Origin of the sequence: Faecalibacterium sp. OF04-11AC (assembly GCF_003460645.1) — a bacterium.
Classification (GTDB): Bacteria; Bacillota; Clostridia; order Oscillospirales; family Ruminococcaceae; genus Faecalibacterium; species Faecalibacterium prausnitzii_I.
In genome coordinates, this window is the sequence record NZ_QTVP01000003.1 from 67927 (window position 1) to 87243 (window position 19317).

General features: G+C 61.4%; 18 protein-coding genes and 1 pseudogene. 16 read left to right on the top strand and 3 right to left on the bottom strand.

The window, feature by feature from the left end; translation table 11 throughout:
• Positions 1 to 29 precede the first annotated feature (29 nt).
• Positions 30 to 1223 carry a patatin-like phospholipase family protein gene (locus DXA70_RS02425; RefSeq protein WP_128117514.1) on the top strand — a complete coding sequence of 398 codons (1194 nt, stop codon included), beginning with the start codon at positions 30 to 32 and terminating at the stop codon, positions 1221 to 1223.
• Positions 1220 to 2773 carry a putative PEP-binding protein gene (locus tag DXA70_RS02430; RefSeq protein WP_243000990.1) on the top strand — a complete coding sequence of 518 codons (1554 nt, stop codon included), beginning with the start codon at positions 1220 to 1222 and terminating at the stop codon, positions 2771 to 2773. The genes DXA70_RS02425 and DXA70_RS02430 overlap by 4 nt, the downstream gene beginning before the upstream one ends.
• A gap of 154 nt (positions 2774 to 2927) precedes the next feature.
• Here the strand turns inward: DXA70_RS02430 and DXA70_RS02435 are convergent, their stop codons facing one another.
• Positions 2928 to 3653, bottom strand: a complete 726-nt coding sequence (locus DXA70_RS02435; RefSeq protein ID WP_128117515.1) for an RsmE family RNA methyltransferase — start codon at positions 3651 to 3653, stop codon at positions 2928 to 2930.
• A gap of 156 nt (positions 3654 to 3809) precedes the next feature.
• On the bottom strand, positions 3810 to 4721 hold the full coding sequence (prmA, locus tag DXA70_RS02440; RefSeq protein ID WP_022256590.1) for a 50S ribosomal protein L11 methyltransferase: 912 nt from the start codon (positions 4719 to 4721) through the stop codon (positions 3810 to 3812).
• Between the two features lie 331 nt (positions 4722 to 5052).
• Here prmA and DXA70_RS02445 point away from each other — a divergent pair, with 331 nt between their 5' ends.
• The 14 genes and pseudogenes from DXA70_RS02445 to sstT all read left to right on the top strand — a co-directional run bounded on the left by DXA70_RS02445 (position 5053) and on the right by sstT (position 18394).
• Entirely contained in the window at positions 5053 to 6525 is a 1473-nt protein-coding gene (locus tag DXA70_RS02445) for a PTS transporter subunit EIIC (RefSeq protein WP_128117516.1), read from the top strand.
• A 225-nt stretch (positions 6526 to 6750) separates the two neighbouring features.
• The gene (gene nagB, locus DXA70_RS02450; RefSeq protein WP_112115602.1) at positions 6751 to 7479 is read left to right on the top strand and encodes a glucosamine-6-phosphate deaminase; all 729 of its coding nucleotides are present in this window, start codon (positions 6751 to 6753) and stop codon (positions 7477 to 7479) included.
• Positions 7476 to 8601, top strand: a pseudogene (nagA, locus tag DXA70_RS02455) (N-acetylglucosamine-6-phosphate deacetylase). Before nagB ends, nagA begins: the two are co-directional and overlap by 4 nt.
• Positions 8598 to 9203 (top strand): GNAT family N-acetyltransferase, encoded by a 606-nt coding sequence (locus DXA70_RS02460; protein ID WP_112148457.1) that lies wholly within the window; start codon positions 8598 to 8600, stop codon positions 9201 to 9203. Before nagA ends, DXA70_RS02460 begins: the two are co-directional and overlap by 4 nt.
• Before the next feature lie 183 nt (positions 9204 to 9386).
• Positions 9387 to 9878 carry a twin-arginine translocation signal domain-containing protein gene (locus DXA70_RS02465; protein ID WP_128117517.1) on the top strand — a complete coding sequence of 164 codons (492 nt, stop codon included), beginning with the start codon at positions 9387 to 9389 and terminating at the stop codon, positions 9876 to 9878.
• Between the two features lie 361 nt (positions 9879 to 10239).
• Positions 10240 to 11130, top strand: a complete 891-nt coding sequence (locus tag DXA70_RS02470; RefSeq protein ID WP_128117559.1) for a phosphate ABC transporter substrate-binding protein — start codon at positions 10240 to 10242, stop codon at positions 11128 to 11130.
• Positions 11131 to 11160: 30 nt separating this feature from the next.
• A complete protein-coding gene (pstC, locus tag DXA70_RS02475; protein WP_128117518.1) occupies positions 11161 to 12075 on the top strand; it encodes a phosphate ABC transporter permease subunit PstC in 915 nt (304 codons plus the stop codon).
• A complete protein-coding gene (gene pstA, locus DXA70_RS02480) occupies positions 12068 to 12931 on the top strand; it encodes a phosphate ABC transporter permease PstA (RefSeq protein WP_128117519.1) in 864 nt (287 codons plus the stop codon). The genes pstC and pstA overlap by 8 nt, the downstream gene beginning before the upstream one ends.
• Before the next feature lie 14 nt (positions 12932 to 12945).
• Positions 12946 to 13710: a phosphate ABC transporter ATP-binding protein PstB gene (gene pstB, locus DXA70_RS02485; protein WP_128117520.1), complete on the top strand. Its 765-nt coding sequence runs from the start codon at positions 12946 to 12948 to the stop codon at positions 13708 to 13710.
• Positions 13711 to 13731: 21 nt separating this feature from the next.
• Positions 13732 to 13929 carry a hypothetical protein gene (locus tag DXA70_RS14000; protein WP_243000991.1) on the top strand — a complete coding sequence of 66 codons (198 nt, stop codon included), beginning with the start codon at positions 13732 to 13734 and terminating at the stop codon, positions 13927 to 13929.
• Entirely contained in the window at positions 13890 to 14399 is a 510-nt protein-coding gene (gene phoU / locus DXA70_RS02490; protein ID WP_243001017.1) for a phosphate signaling complex protein PhoU, read from the top strand. Before DXA70_RS14000 ends, phoU begins: the two co-directional genes overlap by 40 nt.
• A gap of 323 nt (positions 14400 to 14722) precedes the next feature.
• Entirely contained in the window at positions 14723 to 15793 is a 1071-nt protein-coding gene (locus DXA70_RS15260; protein ID WP_347553462.1) for a helix-turn-helix domain-containing protein, read from the top strand.
• A gap of 12 nt (positions 15794 to 15805) precedes the next feature.
• Positions 15806 to 16903, top strand: a complete 1098-nt coding sequence (locus DXA70_RS02505) for a dipeptide epimerase (RefSeq protein WP_128117521.1) — start codon at positions 15806 to 15808, stop codon at positions 16901 to 16903.
• 240 nt (positions 16904 to 17143) lie between these two features.
• Entirely contained in the window at positions 17144 to 18394 is a 1251-nt protein-coding gene (gene sstT, locus DXA70_RS02510; RefSeq protein WP_128117522.1) for a serine/threonine transporter SstT, read from the top strand.
• A gap of 62 nt (positions 18395 to 18456) precedes the next feature.
• Here sstT and DXA70_RS02515 read toward each other — a convergent pair whose 3' ends face one another.
• Positions 18457 to 18882 (bottom strand): ECF transporter S component, encoded by a 426-nt coding sequence (locus DXA70_RS02515; protein ID WP_347553463.1) that lies wholly within the window; start codon positions 18880 to 18882, stop codon positions 18457 to 18459.
• Positions 18883 to 19317: the final 435 nt, after the last annotated feature.

Sequence of the window (19317 nt, forward strand, 5' to 3'; positions counted from 1 at the left end):
CTGGAACCGACCAGAGGGAGGTGCGGACCATGGCCTGGAATCGGCCTGTCAATAACTCTGTCCATGCCCCGGTGCGGGCACTGGTGCTGGCAGGCGGCGGTGCCCGCGGCAGCTATCAGGTGGGCGTATGGCGTGCCCTGACGGAGCTGGGCTGGCGGCCCGGGATTATCACAGGCACCAGTGTGGGCAGCCTGAACGGGGCCATGTTTGCGCTGGACCTCTATGAGACGGCCCGGGATATGTGGCTGACCATCCGCAGCCAGGATGTGATGGAGCTGCCGGAGCAGAACGCCGACCTCTCAGAACTCCACGCCTTTTTGCGGGACGTGGTGCGGCAGGGCGGCATGGATGTCTCCCCGCTGGAAGAGATCGTGGAGCGGGTGCTGGACGAGGACGCCCTCCGTGCTTCCCCCATCCGGCTGGGTCTGGTCACGGTGGAGCAGCGGGGCCTCAAGGCCCGGGAGCTGGCGCTGGACGACATCCCCCACGGCAAAGTCAAGGACTACCTGCTGGCCTCCGCCGCCTGCTTCCCCGCCCTGCGGGCCCACATCATTGACGGCGTCTCTTACCTGGATGGCGGCTACCGGGACAACATGCCCACGGCGCTGGCCCAGAAGATGGGGGCCGACGAGCTGGTCTGCGTGGACCTGGAGGGCGTGGGCATCACCCGCCCCAACCGCACGGGCCTGCCCACCACCCTCATCAGGAGCTATTGGGAGCTGGGCGATATCCTCCACTTTGACCCCGACACGGCCCGGCGGAACATGGAGCTGGGCTACTACGATACCCGCCGGGCCATGGGCTACCTGCGGGGCTGCGCCTACGCCGTCTCCTGTGACGCGCGGAGCTGCCAGGACGCGGCGGCCTTTGCGTGGCAGTTCGGCCAGCAGCAGAAGTCCGTGCGGGAAAAATACCCCGTTACCCTGACGGCAGACCTCGCCCTGCGGCTGGCCAACCTCAAGGACGCGGAGCTGGCCCCGCTGGAAGCCGCCGCCGAGGATGTGGGCGTGGACCCCACACAGTTCTATACCACGGAGACCCTGGGCAAGGCGTTTCTGGAAAAATGCGAAAAAGACCGCATTGAGAGCTTTGCCCCGCTGTTTGAGGGCAGCGGCCGCGCGGCGGATGCCGCCCGGGCCGCGTTATTGCCCAACACGTTCTTACAGGCACTGGTGTATCGTGTGCTGACGGGCCCGGTGCTGCCGGAGGTGATCGAGAAATGAAAGTTTACAAGGGAGCTTCTGCCTCGCCCGGGCTGGTGCTGGGCCAGGTGAGCCGTCTGGAACGCCATGTGGAAACGTTCAGCGATGGGCCGTTCAACCCGGAGCGGGAACAGCGGATGCTGGACGAGGCCATCCACACGGCCCAGACCGAGCTGGATTCCATGGCCGAGCGCTCGGCACCCACCGAGCAGGCCATCTTCCTGTTTCAGAGCATGATGCTGGAAGACGAGGGCATGATGAATGAAGTCCGCTTTCAGATCAAGGCGGGCGTGGGAGCCGCCGAGGCGATGGACCGGGTGGGCCGCCGCTATGCCGAGCGGCTGGCCAATATGAAAGACAACGCCTACATGCAGCTGCGGAGCGTGGATATCCTGGACGCCACCAGCCGCGTGGTCAATATTCTGGGCAACCGTCCCCGGGTCTGGATGGCGCTGGATCACCCGGTGATCCTGGCGGCAGATGTCCTCATGCCCACCGACCTGTTCAGTGTGCCCTCCGGCATGATCCTGGGACTCATCACCTCCGAGGGCAGCGGCCAGAGCCATGCCGCCATCATTGCCCGGGCCATGAACATCCCCGGCATCGTGCAGGTGGGCAAGGGTTTTCTGGACGACTGTGATGGCCGTGCCGTGATCCTGGACGCCACCAAGGGGGAGTGCATCCTGGACCCGGATGCCGCCGCCCGCCAGCAGGCGGTGACCCGCATCTGTGAGCTGCAGCGGGAGAACGAGGAGCTGAGCGCGCTCCGCGCCCTGCCCAACCGCACCCGGGATGGTGCCGCCTTTGAGCTGCTGGCCAACTGCTTCGGCCCGGAGGACATCGACACGGCCATGCAGTCTGGTGCCTGCGGCGTAGGTCTGCTGCGCAGCAGCTACATGATGCTGCCCGGCCGCATTCTGGACGAGCAGGAGCAGTATTTCTTCTACACTTCCTGCCTCGCCGCAGCCAATGGCTGCCCGGTGACGGTGCGCACCTTTGATTTTGGTGCCGACCGCACCATGGCGGACGCCTACCAGGGCCTGCAGTCCTCCAAGCTGGGCCTGCGCGGCATCCGCAACAGCCTGCGCAACCCCCGCCAGTTTGAAACGCAGATCTGCGCCCTCATGCGGGCGGCGGCCCGGGGCCCGCTGCGGGTCATGTTCCCCATGGTGACGGACGTGGAAGACTGGGACGCCGCCATGGAGGTGGTGGAGCGGTGCCGCCAGCGCCTGCGGGAGCGGGGCGTCTCGTTCAATGAGGATACCTCGTTCGGTGTTATGCTCAGTGTGCCCTCGGCCTGCCTGACGGCGGAAGAATTTGTGGCCCATGGCTGCGGCTTCTTCGTCATCGGCACCAACGACCTGACCCAGTATACCCACGCGGTGGACCGGGAGCTGGCTCCGGCGGAGCACTACTACCGCCCGGCCAGCAAAGCCATGAAAAAGCTCATCCGGATGGTGATGGGCGCCGCCAAACAGGACAGTGTCCCGGTGACGATCTGCGGCCTTGCCGTGGCAACCCGGCCAACGCCACCCAGTACCTGCAGCTGGGCCTGCGGAGTTTCTCCATGAGCCCCCAGAACCTGCTGGAGGCCAAAAAAGCCCTGCTGGAGGCCGACGCCCTCCCGGAGGAGGAAGAATTGGAATAACAAAAAGAAACCGCCCGGTCGAGTAAAATTACTCGGCTGGGCGGTTTTGCGTCTGATGGCTTACTCCAGGTTCCCCGTCAGGTCATCACGGCGGAGAGCACCGCCAGGGGGGCGGTTTCGCAGCGGAGGATGCGGGGGCCGAGGCCGACGGTCTTGGCCCCGGCCTTGGCGGCCATTTCGGCCTCCTCGGCGGCAAAGCCGCCCTCGGCACCGGTGATGATGGCGATTTTCAGCTTTTTGCCGTCAGCGGGCTTGGTCTCCGCCAGCAGCTGGCGGAGAGGCTCGCCGCCGCACTCATAGCAGAAGAGCACGAGGTCGTACCCGGCAAGGCTGCGGCAGACCGCCCCGAAATTGGGCAGGGGCAGAGCCACATCCGGCAGCACGCCCCGGCCGCACTGCTTGGCGGCCTCAAAGGCGATGCGGTTGTAGCGCTCGTTTTTTTGTTCCTCTTTTTTGGGGGCGGCCACGCAGTAGCGGCTGAAGAACGGGATAAAGTGGGTGCAGCCCAGCTCCACGCCGTGTTTGATGATCTGTTCCAGTTTGTCCTGCTTGGGGTAGCCCGCCAGCAGGGTGACTTCCACACTGGGTTCGGCGGCGCTGGGGTAGCCCGGTTCCACGCGGAACTCCACGCACTCGTCCCCGAACCCGGTGATGGTGGCGGTGTACTCCACAGCGTTGCCGTCACATAAAATGACAGTATCGCCCTGTTTTGCCCGCATCACCCGGGCCAGGTGGTGGGCGTCGGAGCCGCGCAGCACAGCCGCGCCGTCGGCGATCTCGGTGGTAAAGTAACGATGAGGCATTTTATAACTCCCGTTGATTTGTTTTGCAGCCATTCGCAGTCAGCAGAGCTGACCCGTTATGCCAAGGGCTCCCCTGATCGGAAAGACTCCCCGCCGGGGCGAAGTGGCACGGAAGTGCCGAAAGGGGAACGGCTGGCGCGGAGCGCCTGAGAGGTTTTACTTCTTACAAATAATGCACTCCCAGCCGCGCTTCTCTTTTACTTCCTGCACGGCGAGGCCGGCGGCTTTCAGGGCGGCCAGCACCTCGTCTTTGCGGCTGTCAATGATGCCGCTGGCAATGAAGACGCCGTTGTCGGCCATCAGGCCGGGCACGGCGGGGGCCAGAGACATGATGGCGTTTGCCACGATGTTGGCGGTGATGATGTCATATTTGCCGCTGGCCTTGTCGGAGAGGTCGCCCACCAGAACGGTGAGCTTGTCGGCCACGCCGTTGAGGGCGGCGTTCTCCCCAGCGGTACGGACGGCGACCGGGTCGATGTCCACGCCCTCGGCGCTGGCAGCGCCCAGTTTCAGGGCGGCAATGGCCAGGATGCCGCTGCCGGTGCCGATATCCAGCACCCGCTCGCCGCCCTTGACCCGCTCGTCCAGCGCTTCCAGGCAGAGGCTGGTGGTCTCGTGGCCGCCGGTGCCAAAGGCCAGGCCGGGATCCAGGATGAGCTTGACACGGTCGGTGTCATATTCCTGCCAGGAGGGCACGATGGCCAGGTGCTGGCCGATGTCCATGGGGTGGTAATATTTGCGCCAGCCGTTCTGCCAGTCCTCCTGCTCCACGCCCTCGGTCTCGGCGGTGTAGGGGATGCCTGCCGCCTCCATCCGGGCGGCGATGAGGGCCAGCGTTTCCACGGGGGAAGCGCCCGGCTCCAGATACATGTGGATGATGACCTGGTCGCGGGGCTTATCCAGCAGCTCCTGCTCAATGAGATCCACATGGGCGATCTCAGCCACCTGCTGCTCAATGTCACTGTAGTCTTCAATATAAATGCCGCCCTCGGCGATCATGGTGGCCACGGCCTCGGCGTTGTCGGCATCGGCTTTGGCCACGGTCAGGCGAATATCAGTCCATTCCATTGCGGAAAATCCTCCTGTTTTGAAAAGTGTTGTACTTATATAGGATTGTACCCGATTCCGCCCGGGGATGCAAGGTGTTTGCCGGAGAAGCCGCGAAAAGAAAAGATTTTTCAACCGTGAGGAAAGATGAATTGGAATTTTGCGCAAAAAATCCAAAAACTTTTGACTCCTGAACCGTCAAATAGGGACTTTTGGGGCAAAAACATGAAAATTTGATGGGAACGACTTTCTTTTTTGCTGAAAATATGTTAAGATGATGTTACGAAATTATGGACGGCTTTCAACCAGGAGCCGCCATAACACAAACATTCTTTAAGGAGGAATGTGTCTTATGATGAAGTATCTCCAGAAATTAGGCAAGGCACTGATGCTTCCCGTCGCTGTGCTGCCGATCTGCGGCATCCTGATGGGTCTTGGTTATGCCTTTGCTCCGGGCGTTATGGGCGTTCCCGGTGCAGCAACTTCCGGCGCGGCTTACACCGTCGGCTTCCTGCTGGTCAAGGCAGGCGGCGCGCTGATCGATAACATGGCATGGCTGTTCGCCATCGGCGCGGCCGTCGGCCTGGCGGATGACCACGATGGTACCGCTGGTCTGGCCGGTCTGGTCAGCTATCTGATGATGCAGCAGCTGCTGAACCCCGGTGTGGTCAGCATGGTGCGCAGCCTCGAAGAGGGCACCGCTACCTACATCGCTTTCCAGAAAGTGGCCGGCAACTCTTTCATCGGCATTCTGGCCGCTGTGGTGGGCGCAACCTGCTACAACAAGTTCAAGAGCACCCAGATGCCTGACTGGCTGGCATTCTTCTCCGGCAAGCGCTTCGTCGCCATCGCCACCGGCCTGATCTCCATCGTTGTCTCTGTCGTTCTGCTGTTCGTCTGGCCCGTCATCTTCGACGCTCTGGTCGCCATCGGCACCGGCATCGCTGGCATGAGCGGCATCGGCGCCGGCATCTACGCTTTCCTGAACCGTCTGCTCATCCCCACCGGCCTGCACCACGCTCTGAACAACGTGTTCTGGTTCGACACCATCGGCCTGGGCGACCTGTCCCACTTCTGGGCAGGCGAGACCTCTGCTGACGTGGGCTGGAGCCTGGGTATGTACATGTCCGGCTTCTTCCCCTGCATGATGTTCGGTATCGCCGGTGCGGCTCTGGCTATGGTCAAGACCGCTAAGAACAAGAAGGCTGCCATCGGTCTGGTTCTGTCCGCCGCCATCTGCGCTTTTGTCTGCGGCGTCACCGAGCCCTTCGAGTTCGGCTTCATGTTCCTGTGCTTCCCGCTGTACGTTGTGTACTCCGCTCTGTACGGCATCTTCACCATCATCACCTATTACTCCGGCTTCCGTGCAGGCTTCTGCTTCTCCGCAGGCGCTACCGACCTGGTGTTCTCTGCTTCCCTGCCCGCAGCCGCTAAGACTTGGATGATCATTCCTCTGGGCATCGCAGCATTCGTGGTGTTCTATGCAGTGTTCTACTTTGCCATCACCAAGTTCGACCTGAAGACCCCCGGCCGTGAGGACGAGGACGCCGAAGAGGCTGAGAAGAAGGTCGTGCTGGCCAACAACAATTACACCGAGGTCGCTGCCGGCGTGCTGAAGGCCATCGGCGGCAAGGAGAACGTCTCCAGCGTGGACTACTGCGCTACCCGCCTGCGCTTCACCATCAAGGACTACACCCAGGTGGACGAGAAGGCTGTGAAGGCTGCCGGTGCTGCCGGCGTCATCCGCCCCGATAAGACCACCTGCCAGGTGGTCATCGGCACCAAGGTGCAGTTCGTGTACGACGAGCTGAAGAAGATGCTGTAACGCACGGCACCTGTAACAGACATATTTGCGGAAAAGCTGGTTGATTCCGCAAGAAAGCATTCCTGAGGCCGCCGGGGCCGGGTATTTGTACCCGGCCCCGGCGGTTCTTGTTTTGTCCGCTGGCGTTTTGCCGGAATTGTAGATCCTGCTGTTCTGTGGTATACTGAGAGCAGCTGAATGACCGCCGCACTGCGGGGGCCGTAAAAAAACTGGGAGGTTATTCGTATGAAGATCATTCGTGCAAAAGATTACAAGGATATGTCCCGCAAGGCAGCCAACATCATCTCCGCGCAGGTCATCATGAAACCCAACTGCGTGCTGGGCCTGGCAACGGGCGGCACCCCGGTGGGGGCCTACGCCCAGCTGGTGGAGTGGTACAACAAGGGCGACCTGGATTTCTCCGAGGTGACCACCGTGAATCTGGACGAGTACCGCGGCCTGCCCAAGGAGCACCCGGAAAGCTACTGGAGCTTCATGCACAAGAACCTGTTTGACCATGTGAACATCCGCCCCGAGGCCATTCACCTGCCCGACGGCACCAACCCCGATGCCGTTGATGCCTGCACCAAGTACAACGGCATCATCCACAGCGTGGGAGGCATCGACCTGCAGCTGCTGGGCCTGGGCCCCAACGGCCACATCGGCTTCAACGAGCCGGGCGAGGCCTTTGAGCTGGAGACCCACTGCGTGGACCTGACCCCCGCCACCATCGAGGCCAACAAGCGCTTCTTTGACGGCAACGAGGATCTGGTGCCCAAGCAGGCATACACCATGGGCATCAAGACCATCATGCAGGCCCGCAAGGTGCTGGTGGTGGCCAACGGTCTGGCCAAGGCCAAGGCGGTCAAGGCGGTCGTCTCCGGCCCCGTGACCCCCGAGTGCCCGGGCTCCATCCTGCAGATGCACCCCGACTGCATCCTCGTGGCCGATGAGGAGGCTCTGAGCCTGTTATGATCATTCAAAATGCTCTGGTCTACACTCCCCGCCACACGTTTGAAAAGGGGAGCATCGTCATCCGGGAGGGCCGCATTGTGCCCTTTGCTGCCCCCGAGGAGGGCGAGGAAGTTCTGGACGCACAGGGCCTCTATGCCTGCCGGGCCTCGTGGATATCCACTTCCACGGTGCTATGGGCAAGGATTTCTGTGACGGCAAGGAAGAAGCCATCCAGACGCTGGCGGATTTGAGGCCAGCAAGGGCGTGCTGGCCATCTGCCCCGCCACCATGACATTCTCCGAAGAGATCCTGAACGGCGTCATGGATGCCGCGGCCGCTCACAAAAACGGCAAGGGTGCCGATCTTGTTGGCATCAACATGGAGGGCCCGTTCATCAGCCCCCACAAGGTGGGTGCCCAGAACCCGGAGTACCTCCACAAGGCCGATGTGGAGATGTTCCGCCGTCTGCAGAAGCGGGCGAACGGTCTCATTAAGCTGGTGGACATTGCCCCGGAGGAGCCGGGCGCGCTGGAGTTCATCAAAGAGTGCCATGGGGAGGTCCGCGTCTCGCTGGCCCACACCTGCACCGACTACGACACCGCCATTGCCGCTTTTGACGCCGGTGCCACCCACATGACCCACTTGTACAACGCCATGCCCGGCATCACCCACCGTGCCCCCGGCCCCATCATTGCGGCCATGGAGCGCGGGGCGGAAGTGGAGCTCATCACCGATAACGTCCACATCCACCCGGCGGTGGTGCGGTTCACGTTCAAGGCTTTTGGTGACGACCATGTCATCCTCGTTGCCGACAGCATGATGGCCTGCGGCCTGCCCGACGGCCAGTACAGTCTGGGCGGTCAGGCTGTGACGGTGGAGGGCCCCCGGGCCACCCTGACCGAGCAGCCCGGCACCATTGCCGGCAGCGCTACCTGCCTGTACGACTGCATGAAGCGGGCCGTGCTGGAGATGGGCGTGCCGCTGGAGAGCGCTGTCCGTGCCGCCAGCGAGAACCCGGCAAAGAGCATCGGCGTGGACAATGACTACGGCAGCATTGCCGCGGGCCGCTATGGCAACATCATCCTGGCCGACCAGGAGCTCAATCTCAAAGCTGTGATCCAGAAAGGAACCCGCATCGTATGAACACCCTGACCTGGCGGCTGCTGACCGCGGAGGAACTGACCCGCGTTTACCTCAATGAGATGCGCCGGGATTTTCCCCCGACGGAGCTCAAACCCCTGAGCATGGTTTTGAACAGTGAAGCCGTTGGCGACTCCCACACCTGGGGCGTCTACGACGGCGAGACCCTCGTGGCCTATCTGCTCATGGTACGGCCCCGGGGCGCGACGGTCAGCCAGCTGGATTATTTTGCCGTGCTTCCGGCCTGCCGCGCCGCCGGTCTGGGGGCAAAGCTGCTGGCCGCCCTGCCCGGCAAAGAGGCCGGGGCCGATGCCATCCTCATTGAGGCCGAGCTGCCGGAAAAAGCCGACGACCCGGCTATGGCGGTCCGCCGTCTGGGGTTCTACGCCCGCTGCGGGGCCGTGGATACGGGCTGGACCGAAAAGCTGTTCGGGGCTTCCTGGTTCCGGGTGCTGACACTGGCCGCCCCGGGGCAGCAGCCCATGGGCGCGGAGGATGCCTGCCGCGCGCTGGCCGACTGCTACCGCCGTGTCATCGGGGAGCCCAAGTGGCGGCAGTACATCGAGCTCTACCGCCCGGACGGAACCACCGCCCAGCTGCTCTGAGCAGAACACAAAACGGAACCGCCGCCCTGTGTGGAGTGCCGCTGCACCCGCCGGGGCGGCGTTTTTTAACGCTGTATCACCACTGAAATTCGGACCGAAAAAAGGACGCTTGACACCACGCCCCAAAGTGGTAACATAAGGGCGTGACTTGTAGTTTTTGGAAAAATTCAGGAGGGATTTTTTATGGCATATGAAGTATCTCGCCGCAGCTTCCTCAAAGGCGCTGCCGCACTGGCCGTGGCAACGGCCGCATCCGGTCTGCTGACCGCCTGTGGCGGCGGCAAAGGCGATGGTTACACCATTGGTGAATATACAGTTTATCTGTCTTTGCAGAGCTATGGCTGGATGAACGAAAAGAAGAATCCTTATGGCTTTGTGATTCCGGAAGTAACCATCAAGGGCAAGAAGAGCGGATTCAACAACAAGAGCTATAAAGAGATGTTTGCACTGAAAGTCGGCGATGTAGAATTTAAGCTGGACGAGAACAAGCGTGTAAACCTCATTCAGGGCAAAACGGTTGACTGTCTGCCGAAATTTACCACTACCGACGAGACCGCATACAATGCAGCCATTTCCGGCGAGAAAACACTGGAACTCAGTGTCACCCTCTCTGGCCAGACGCAGACCTTTGTGGTTGATTTGAAAAACAAGAAAATTAATCTGAAAACTGCATAAATCAAAAATAGATTCCTGCCGCCCGGTGTGCTCTTTTCCAAGAGCCGCCGGGCGGCTTTTTGCGTTTTGCAGCGCGGCGGTCAGGGCATCCCGCACAAAGAAAAGGGCGGGATTTCGGCATTCTGGCGGGAAATGTAAAATCAAGGACGATGATTTTCAAAGCGGCTTTACCAAACGGTTACATTGGCGTAAAACCATAGCGCAAAGCTTTACTTCGATTTTGCGTGGTCATGGTCGCGGCGGAGCGGCGGTTGGAGTACAATCATGGTGTTCCCAAGGAAAACACAATGAGAGACCCCGGGCGGAAAAAGTGCCCGGAATTTGGAAAACACTTGTACTGAGAAAATCGGAGGAAAACATGATGAAAAAGATCACTCGCCGTTCGTTCCTGACCGTTTGTGGTGCTGTGGCTGCCGCCGCTGCCCTGTCCGCCTGCGGCGGCTCCGCTTCTTCTACCGCTGCTTCTTCTGCAGCTTCCAGCACGGCCGCTTCTTCTGTGGCCGCTTCCGCAGCCGGTGACCTCTCCGGCAATGTGGCGACCGGTGGTTCTACTTCCATGAAGAACGTCATCGCTGCCATGACCGAGGGCTTTGCGGAAGTCCAGCCCGGTGTTACCGTCAGCTATGACCCCACCGGTTCCGGCGCTGGCATCACCGGCGCAACCGATAAGACGCTGGACATCGGCCTGTCTTCCCGCGCGCTGAAAGCCGATGAGACCGGCGTGACCGGCACCACCATTGCACTGGATGGCATCGCCATCATCGTCAACAAGGACAGCAAGGTGGAAGACCTGACCGTCGATCAGCTCAAGCAGATGTTCACCGGCGAGATCACCAACTGGTCTGAGGTTGGCGGCGACGACGGCGAGATCGTGCTGGTGGGCCGCGAGGCTGGCTCCGGCACCCGCGATGGCTTTGAGAGCATCGTGGACGTCAAGGACGCCTGCAAGTATGCCCAGGAGCTGACGGCCACCGGCGCTGTCATCAGCGCTGTGGAGGCCAACCCCCTGGCCATCGGCTACGCTTCCCTGTCTGCCGTCGGCGATACCGTCAAGGCTGTCACCGTGGAGGGCGTGGAGTGCAGTGAGGATACCGTCAAGGACGGCACCTACAAGATCCAGCGCCCGTTCGTCTTCGTCACCAACGATTCCGCTCCCCTGTCCGAGCAGGCGCAGGCATTCTTCGACTTTGCCACCAGCACGGACGCTGCGGACCTGATCCGTACGGCCGGTGCCGTGCCCGTCAACGAGTAAGTTCCACTTTTGCAAAAGAAAGTGATCTATATGAAACAAACCGTTTCTTCCCCGCGACGGCTGGAGCTGCCCCGGAACGCTGCCGAGTGGCTGGAAGCCATCATGAACTTCCTGTTCTTCCTCTGCGGCATCCTGGCGGTGGGCTGCGTCGTCCTCATCTCGGCCTACATGGTCGTCTCGGGCGTGCCGGCCATCCGGCAGATCGGCCTGTTCCGGTTTCTGTTCGGCACCGAGTGGGCCTCGACAGCGGCAGACCCGAAATTCGGCATCCTGCCGTTCCTGCTCTCCAGCATCTACGGCACGCTGGGGGCGACCCTCATCGGCGTGCCTGTCGGCCTGCTGACGGCGGTGTTCCTTTCCAAAGCCGCCGGGCCCCGGGTGCGTGCCGTGGTGGTCACGGCCATTGAGCTGCTCTCCGGCATCCCCAGCGTGGTGTTTGGCCTGCTGGGGATGCAGGTGTTGGTGCCCGCCGTGGCCAAAACCTTTGGCAAGGCCTCCGGTGCCTGCCTGCTGTCGGCCATCGTGGTGCTGTCCATCATGATCCTGCCCAGCATCGTGTCCGTGTCGGTCACGGCCCTCAATGCCGTGCCGCCGGAGTACGAGCAGGGCAGCCTGGCCCTGGGTGCAACGGACACCGAGACCTGGTTCAAGATCAGCGTCCCGGCGGCCAAGAGCGGCATTGCCGCAGGCATCGTGCTGGGCATCGGCCGCGCCATCGGCGAGGCCATGGCCGTGATGATGGTGGCCGGCAACAGCCCCAACATGCCCACCAGCCTCTTCAAGAGCGTCACGTTCCTGACCACGGCCATCGCCAAGGAGATGAGCTACGCCAGCGGCCTGCAGAAACAGGCGCTGTTCAGCATCGCGCTGGTGCTGTTCCTCTTTATCATGCTCATCAATGTGGTGCTCAACATCGTCCTGAAAGGGGGCCACAGCCATGAATGAACGGGCGGAATTCTCTCCCTCCCGCAGGGCCTGGAACCGCTTCTTCACCGCCGCCGTCTGGGTGGCGGCTGCACTGGTCATCGTGCTGGTGGCCGGCATCATCGGCATGGTGCTGGCGCGGGGCATCCCCCACATCCGTGTGGAGTTCCTCACCACCACGGCCAGCGTGCTGAAAGGCACCGACGGCATCCTGCCCGCCATCCTCAACACACTGTATGTCATCTTGCTGACATTACTTATCGTACTGCCTCTGGGCGTGGGTGCGGCCGTCTACCTGACGGAGTATGCCACCAACCGCCGTCTCATTGAGGGGATCGAGTTTACCAACGAGACGCTGGCAGGCATCCCCAGCATCATTTACGGCCTGGTGGGGATGCTGGTCTTTTCCCAGGCACTGGGCTTCAAGACCTGCCTGCTCTCGGGCAGCTTGACCCTCGTCATCATGAACCTGCCTACCATCATCCGCACCACCCAGGAATCCCTCAAGACGGTGCCCCAGGGCTACCGGGAGGGCGCGCTGGGCCTGGGCGCGGGCAAGTGGCACATCATCCGCACCATCGTGCTCCCCTGCAGCGTGGACGGCATCGTGACAGGCTGCATCCTGGCAGTGGGCCGCATCGTGGGCGAGAGTGCTGCCCTGCTCTTCACGGCAGGCGCGGCGGAGGTCATTGCCCAGAACGTCGTCAAGGCCTACACCTCCAACGGCGCGACCCTCTCGGTCCTGCTCTACCTGCGGGCCTTTGAGGATGGCGACTTTGATTCGGCCTGGGGCATCGGCGCGGTGCTGCTGGTGCTGGTGCTGGCCATCAATCTGGCCGCCCGGCTGGCCAAGACCAAGCTGAAGCAGAAACAGTAAAAAGAGGAATCGTTATGGAACAAGCTACCCCTGTGATCTCGGCCAAGAACCTGAACCTCTGGTACGGGGATTTCAAGGCCCTGAAAAATATTTCGCTGGACGTGGGCGAGCGGGAGATCACGGCCCTCATCGGCCCCTCCGGCTGCGGCAAATCCACATTCCTGAAGACCCTTAACCGGATGAACGATCTGGTGCCCGGGGTCCGCATCGAGGGCGATGTCCGGCTCAGAGGGCAGGACATCTTTGCCCGGGAGATGGAGCTCACCACCCTGCGCCGCCGGGTGGGTATGGTGTTCCAGAAAGCCAACCCGTTCCCCATGAGCATCTACGATAACATCACCTACGGCCCCAAGCTCCTCGGCGTGAAGAACAAGGCCGAGCTGGATGAGCTGGTGGAAAGCTCCCTGCGGGGCGCCGCCCTCTGGGACGAGGTGAAAGACCGCCTGAAAAAGAGCGCCCTGGGCCTTTCCGGCGGCCAGCAGCAGCGCCTGTGCATCGCCCGGGCGCTGGCGGTCAAGCCGGAAGTGCTGCTGATGGACGAGCCCACCAGCGCCCTGGACCCCGGCTCCACCATGAAAGTGGAAGAGCTGATGAGCGAGCTGAAGAAGAACTATACCGTTGTCATCGTCACCCACAATATGCAGCAGGCGGCCCGCATCAGCGACCGCACCGCGTTCTTCCTGCTGGGCGAGCTGGTGGAGACGGGCCCCACGGCTCAGATCTTCAGCACCCCGCAGGACAAACGGACCGAGGATTATATCTCGGGCCGCTTTGGTTAAGGTTGGAAAGAGGTGGAACCCATGAGCATCCGTACACAATATGATTCCGACCTCGAGGCCCTGAAAGCCGCGCTGGCCGAAATGGGCCGCAGCTCCGCCGACGCCGTGGAGGACGCGCTGGAAGCCTCTGCACCGCCGACGCGGACGCCGCGGCAGGCATCGTCAAGGGCGATGGCCGGATCAACAACATGGAGCGGGACATTGAGCACCGCTGCATGACCCTGCTGCTCCGCCAGCAGCCCGTGGCGGGCGATCTGCGCCGCATTTCCACGGCCATGAAAGTCGTCACGGACATGGAGCGGATCGGCGACCACGCCGCCGATATCGCCGAGATCATCCCCCATCTGGTCACCGTCCGCAAGGAGGGCGACCCGGCGGTCAGCCAGGCCATCCGGATGGGCCAGAAAGCTCACCAGATGATCCTGGACGCCCTTGCCGCCCTCACGGCAGAGGACGAGACGGCTGCCCGTAAAGTCATCGCCGCTGACGATGAGGTGGATTACGATTTCAACGCCATCAAGCACACGCTGGCCCGGGAGATCGCTGCCGACCCCGGCAAGGTGGATGCCGCGCTGGATCTGCTCATGGTCATCAAGTATCTGGAGCGGATCGGCGACCACGCTGTCAATGTGGCAGAGTGGGTGGAGTTTGTCCGCACCGGCTGCTACCACAACGAGACTCTGTTTTAAAGTTCAAGATGTGTTTCTCCCGGATGAGTTTTTCGTGTTTTCCTCACTTTCCGGAAAGAGCTGCCGCGGCGGGACGCTTCGGCGGCTTTTTTGTATTCCGCAATGGAGCTCCCCTGTCAGGGGAGCTGTCTGCACTCCAGTGCAGACGGAGAGGTTTCATTGCAAAGAACTTGTGAAAATTACAAAAAACGCAATTTTCGTCCCGCGCCATTCGTATCCCATACAGAACAGCTTCCGGGCGGAAGCTGGCGTAACTGGTGGCGGCGGGCGTCCGGCGTCCCCCCTGTCCCCCGCCCGCCGCACCACAATGGAGGACACACTCTATGGCAAACATCGAAAAATTCCCGCTGGAAGCGCGCGGCGAAACGGTCAGCCGGGAAGCGCTGGTCCAGGCGGCATTGCACGAGATCACCCAGAATTACCGGGAAGCAAGCCTTTCCAACGTGGCCCGCAGTTACGGCGTCTCGCTGGCCTATGTCAGCGAGTGCGTCCGTGCCCAGACGGGAAAGACCTACAAAGAACTGCTGCAGAAGCACCGGATGGAGACCGCCGCCCGGCTGCTCCGCCGCAGCGACTGGAACATCCAGCAGATCATTACTTACGTCGGCTACGAGAACACCAGCTACTTCTACCGCCTTTTCCATGAGCGGTATGGCGTCAGCCCCGGGAGTACCGCCGCAGCCGCACCCCGCGCGTCCGGGCCAGCGCGTGAATACGCCCGGCTCCTCTTGAAAGATGTACTGCCGCTTTGTGCAGTGCATCTTTTTTTGTGCAGAGAGGTCCCTGTGCCGCAAAATCTGGAAATTATGGGCCGATTGTGCTATTATGATAGAAATGATGCTGTGTGCGGGGGAGCGCCCCGGCACGGAAAGAGAAGGTGGAACTGTATGTTTCGTGGAGCGACCCGCTCGGATCTGCCCGAGATCCTGAAAATCTATGCCCGCGCCCGGGAGACCATGGCCGCCGCCGGCAACCCCGCCCAGTGGGGCACCAGCTTCCCGCCGGAAGAGCTGCTGAAAGAGGATATTGATTCCAACCGCCTGTTTGTCTACCTCGTCAATGGCGAGCTGGAAGCGGTGTTTGCATTCATCCTCGGCCCGGACCCCACGTATGCCGTGATCGAGGACGGCCAGTGGCTCAACGACACCTTGCCCTACGGCACCATCCATCGGCTGGCCTCGGCGGGCAAGCGCAAGGGCGTGGCAACGGATGTCATCACCTGGTGTCTGGAACACTGCGAGAGCTTGCGCGCCGACACCCACGCCGACAACAAAGCCATGCAGCACATTCTGGAAGAAACCGGTTTTACCCGCTGCGGCGTCATCCATGTGGCAGACGGCTCCCCTCGCTTTGCCTACCAGCGGATGTCCCTTACCATGCCGCTGGAACATTAAGGAGGTTTTGACATGAAGATCACACAGGTCAAGCTGGGCCGCATTTCGACCCCGCTCCGCGTTCCGTTCAAAACCGCCCTGCGCACTGTCAACAGTGTGGAGGACGTCATCGTAGAGCTCCACACCGATACCGGCGCGGTGGGCTATGGCGAAGCGCCCCCCACTGGCGTCATCACCGGCGACACCACCGGGGCCATCCTCGGGGCCATTCAGGATCACATTGCCCCGGCCATTCTGGGCCGTGACCTCGACGAGTTTGAGGACCTGACCGCCGCGGTCCAGAAAGCCCTTGTCCACAACACCAGTGCCAAGGCCGCCGTGGATATGGCCCTGTGGGACCTGCTGGGCCAGAAATACAACGCCCCGGTCTACCGGATGCTGGGCGGTGCCCGGAAGAACATCGTCACCGACATCACCATCAGCGTCAACGCCCCGGAGGAGATGGCCCGGGATGCCCGCACCGCCGTGCAGCGCGGCTACGATTGCCTGAAAGTCAAGGTCGGCATTGACCCGGAGCTGGATGTGGCCCGTCTGGCCGCCGTCCGCGAGGCCGTGGGCAAGGACATCTGCATCCGCATTGATGCCAACCAGGCCTGGAACGCCAAGCAGGCCGTCCGCATCCTGAACCAGATGCAGGACAAGGGCCTCGACATCGAGTTTGTGGAGCAGCCTGTCCCCGCCGCCGATCTGGAGGGGATGCAGTACGTCACCCGCCACGCCGATGTGCCGGTGCTGGCCGATGAGAGCGTGTTCAGCCCGGCGGATGCCCTCAAGATCATGCAGACGGGCGCTGCCGACCTCGTGAACATCAAACTGATGAAATGCGGCGGCATCACCAACGCTCTCCGCATTGCCGCCGCCGCTGAGGTGTACGGCGTGGAGTGCATGATCGGCTGCATGCTGGAGGCCAAGATCTCGGTCAACGCCGCTGTGGAGCTGGCCTGCGCCAAGAAGATCATTACCAAGATCGACCTGGATGGCCCCGTGCTCTGCAGTGAGGATCACATCCTGGGCGGTGCCACGTTCGATGAAAAGAACATTACCGTCTCGGACGCGCCGGGCATGGGCATTCAGGGCTTTGTGGCCGGAAAAGTGCACTATCTCGATTGAAATAGACAATAAACAGGACTCCCGCCGCGTGAAAAACGGCGGGAGTTTTTGTGTTCTGTCCTCCGTGCGAATACAACTGAAAAACGCTCGTGCTGGGGCTTGGTGAGATGAAAAACCAAAAGATGCGGAAAAGCCCTTGATTTTTCGTTCCGAAGTGAGTATACTGGGGGACGTCCCGTGTAAGAGAATGGGAAAAATGTGCGCAATGGGCGCACAGTGAAAACAGAGGAGTGTTTCGATATGAAAATGATGCATGCGGCTGCTGCCAAGTACAACAGCATCAGCCTGATCGTCCGCATCCTGTGCGGTCTGGTCATCGGCGCGGTGCTGGCACTGACAGTCCCGGGGGCTGGCTGGGTCGCGGAGCTCGGCACCCTGTTTGTCGGTGCCCTGAAAGGCATTGCCCCGGTGCTGGTCTTTGTCATCGTGGCCAGCGCGCTGGCGCAGGGCTCGTCCAAGCTGGACCGACGCTTTGGCACGGTCATCTGGCTGTACATGCTTACCACGTTTCTGGCGGCGGCCATTGCATCCGTCACCAGCTTTCTGTTCCCGGTCACCGTCGTCCTGGCGGACGCGGCAGAATCGGACGTCATTCCCCAGGGTCTGGGCGAGGTGCTGAACACCCTGCTGGCCAACTTTGTGGCCAACCCCGTCAGCGCTATCATGAACGGCAACTACATCGGCATCCTGTTCTGGGCCTGCCTGTTTGGCCTTGCCATGAAAAAGATCGGTGCCGAGAGCACCAAGGTCTTCCTCTCCAACACGGCTGACGCCGTTTCTAAGATCGTCCGCTGGATCATCAACCTGGCTCCGTTCGGCATCATGGGTCTGGTGTACTCCAACGTTTCCAGCAACGGCCTGTCCATCTTTACCCAGTACGGCAAGCTGCTGGCCCTGCTGGTGGGCACCATGCTCTTTATGGCGCTCATCGTTTCGCCGCTCATCATGTTCCTCTATCTGGGCTGCAACCCCTATCCGCTGGTCTTCCGCTGCCTGAAAGAATCCGGCCTGACCGCGTTCTTCACCCGCAGCTCGGCGGCAAACATCCCCGTCAACATGGCCCTGTGCGAGAAGCTGGGCCTCGATAAGGATATGTACTCCGTCTCCATTCCGCTGGGTGCCACCATCAACATGGATGGCGCGGCCATCACCATCACCATCATGACGCTGGCAGCGGCCAACACCCTGGGCATTCAGGTCTCTCTGCCCGCCGCCGTTGTCCTGAGCGCCATGAGCGCCCTGGGTGCCTGCGGCGCATCCGGTGTGGCGGGCGGCTCCCTGCTGCTCATCCCCATGGCCTGCTCCCTGTTTGGCATCTCCAACGACATTGCCATGCAGATGGTCGGCGTCGGTTTCATCATCGGCGTGGTGCAGGACTCCGTGGAAACGGCTCTGAACTCCGCCGGCGACGTGGAGTTTGCGGCTACCGCCGAGTATCACCAGTGGCGCAAGGAGGGCAAGCCCCTGCCGGACTTCCTCCAGAAGAAATAATTTTCAAAAGCATGAGAAAAGGGCTGGCACTTCGCGTGTCAGCCCTTTTGTGCTGTAAAAAATCAGTCGATCAGCTTTGCCTTGGTCAGCGCGTTGACGATGAGCGGGATCAGAATGAGCTGGGCAAGGATGCCGGGCACGGCGGTAAGGAGTGCACCGGACAGGAATGCTGAGAACGGGAAACTGGAACCGGTGAGCCCGGCCAGGATGAACCGGACAGCGCCCCAGACCAGACGGCCAGCCACCATGGCGGAGAGGAGGGTGGCAAACATCATCGGCAGGGTGTGCTGGACCCGGCGGTAAACGACGCCGGAAACAAAGCCGTAGGTGGCCAGCTCAAAGGCCATGGAAATGGCAACCGGGAACATCGGGGGCATCCCGAACAGCACCGAGCGGAGCAGCGGGGCCACAAAGCCCACGGCAAGGCCCCAGGGGCCGCCCAGCACAAAGCCGCACAGCAGGATGGGGAAATGCATGGGGCAGAGCATGTTGCCCACCTGGGCAGATGGCCGGTGATCATGGGCAGCACAAAGGCCAGCGCGAGAAACAGGGCCGCCAGCACGATGCCGCGGGTGGCAGAAGTTTTGGTTTTCATGGTGATTCCTCCTGAGGTGACGCAAAAAAGGGGCCTGCCCCGGCATCCATGCCAAAGGCAGACCCCTTCGTGGCGTCTGTTACAAAAAGTTTGGGAAAATGAGCTGCAAAGGGCGGGCTTCTGCCCGCGGGCCCGGCTTCCTGCCGGAAATTGTGAAAAGTATAGCAGAGATTCGCGGCTTTTGTCAAGTGAAGCTGCAAAATGCCCAAAAAGCAGAGCATTTCCAACGGATTTTGCCCGGTGATGTACATTTTGCTGAAAAAACTTGACCTTTTTGCACAGAATAGATAATATAAACTTGAACTATAGTGCAAAACCGCGGCAAACA

Excerpts from the sequence above, each read along its gene's own strand:
- DXA70_RS02515 (WP_347553463.1), bottom strand. The coding sequence starts at position 18,882 with ATGCTCTGCCCCATGCATTTCCCCATCCTGCTGTGCGGCTTTGTGCTG.
- nagB (WP_112115602.1), top strand. The coding sequence starts at position 6,751 with ATGAAGATCATTCGTGCAAAAGATTACAAGGATATGTCCCGCAAGGCA.
- sstT (WP_128117522.1), top strand. The coding sequence starts at position 17,144 with ATGAAAATGATGCATGCGGCTGCTGCCAAGTACAACAGCATCAGCCTG.
- DXA70_RS02460 (WP_112148457.1), top strand. The coding sequence starts at position 8,598 with ATGAACACCCTGACCTGGCGGCTGCTGACCGCGGAGGAACTGACCCGC.
- DXA70_RS02445 (WP_128117516.1), top strand. The coding sequence starts at position 5,053 with ATGATGAAGTATCTCCAGAAATTAGGCAAGGCACTGATGCTTCCCGTC.
- DXA70_RS02430 (WP_243000990.1), top strand. The coding sequence starts at position 1,220 with ATGAAAGTTTACAAGGGAGCTTCTGCCTCGCCCGGGCTGGTGCTGGGC.
- DXA70_RS02435 (WP_128117515.1), bottom strand. The coding sequence starts at position 3,653 with ATGCCTCATCGTTACTTTACCACCGAGATCGCCGACGGCGCGGCTGTG.
- DXA70_RS02505 (WP_128117521.1), top strand. The coding sequence starts at position 15,806 with ATGAAGATCACACAGGTCAAGCTGGGCCGCATTTCGACCCCGCTCCGC.
- pstC (WP_128117518.1), top strand. The coding sequence starts at position 11,161 with ATGAAACAAACCGTTTCTTCCCCGCGACGGCTGGAGCTGCCCCGGAAC.
- DXA70_RS02470 (WP_128117559.1), top strand. The coding sequence starts at position 10,240 with ATGAAAAAGATCACTCGCCGTTCGTTCCTGACCGTTTGTGGTGCTGTG.
- DXA70_RS02465 (WP_128117517.1), top strand. The coding sequence starts at position 9,387 with ATGGCATATGAAGTATCTCGCCGCAGCTTCCTCAAAGGCGCTGCCGCA.
- pstB (WP_128117520.1), top strand. The coding sequence starts at position 12,946 with ATGGAACAAGCTACCCCTGTGATCTCGGCCAAGAACCTGAACCTCTGG.
- pstA (WP_128117519.1), top strand. The coding sequence starts at position 12,068 with ATGAATGAACGGGCGGAATTCTCTCCCTCCCGCAGGGCCTGGAACCGC.
- DXA70_RS15260 (WP_347553462.1), top strand. The coding sequence starts at position 14,723 with ATGGCAAACATCGAAAAATTCCCGCTGGAAGCGCGCGGCGAAACGGTC.
- prmA (WP_022256590.1), bottom strand. The coding sequence starts at position 4,721 with ATGGAATGGACTGATATTCGCCTGACCGTGGCCAAAGCCGATGCCGAC.
- DXA70_RS02425 (WP_128117514.1), top strand. The coding sequence starts at position 30 with ATGGCCTGGAATCGGCCTGTCAATAACTCTGTCCATGCCCCGGTGCGG.
- DXA70_RS14000 (WP_243000991.1), top strand. The coding sequence starts at position 13,732 with ATGAGCATCCGTACACAATATGATTCCGACCTCGAGGCCCTGAAAGCC.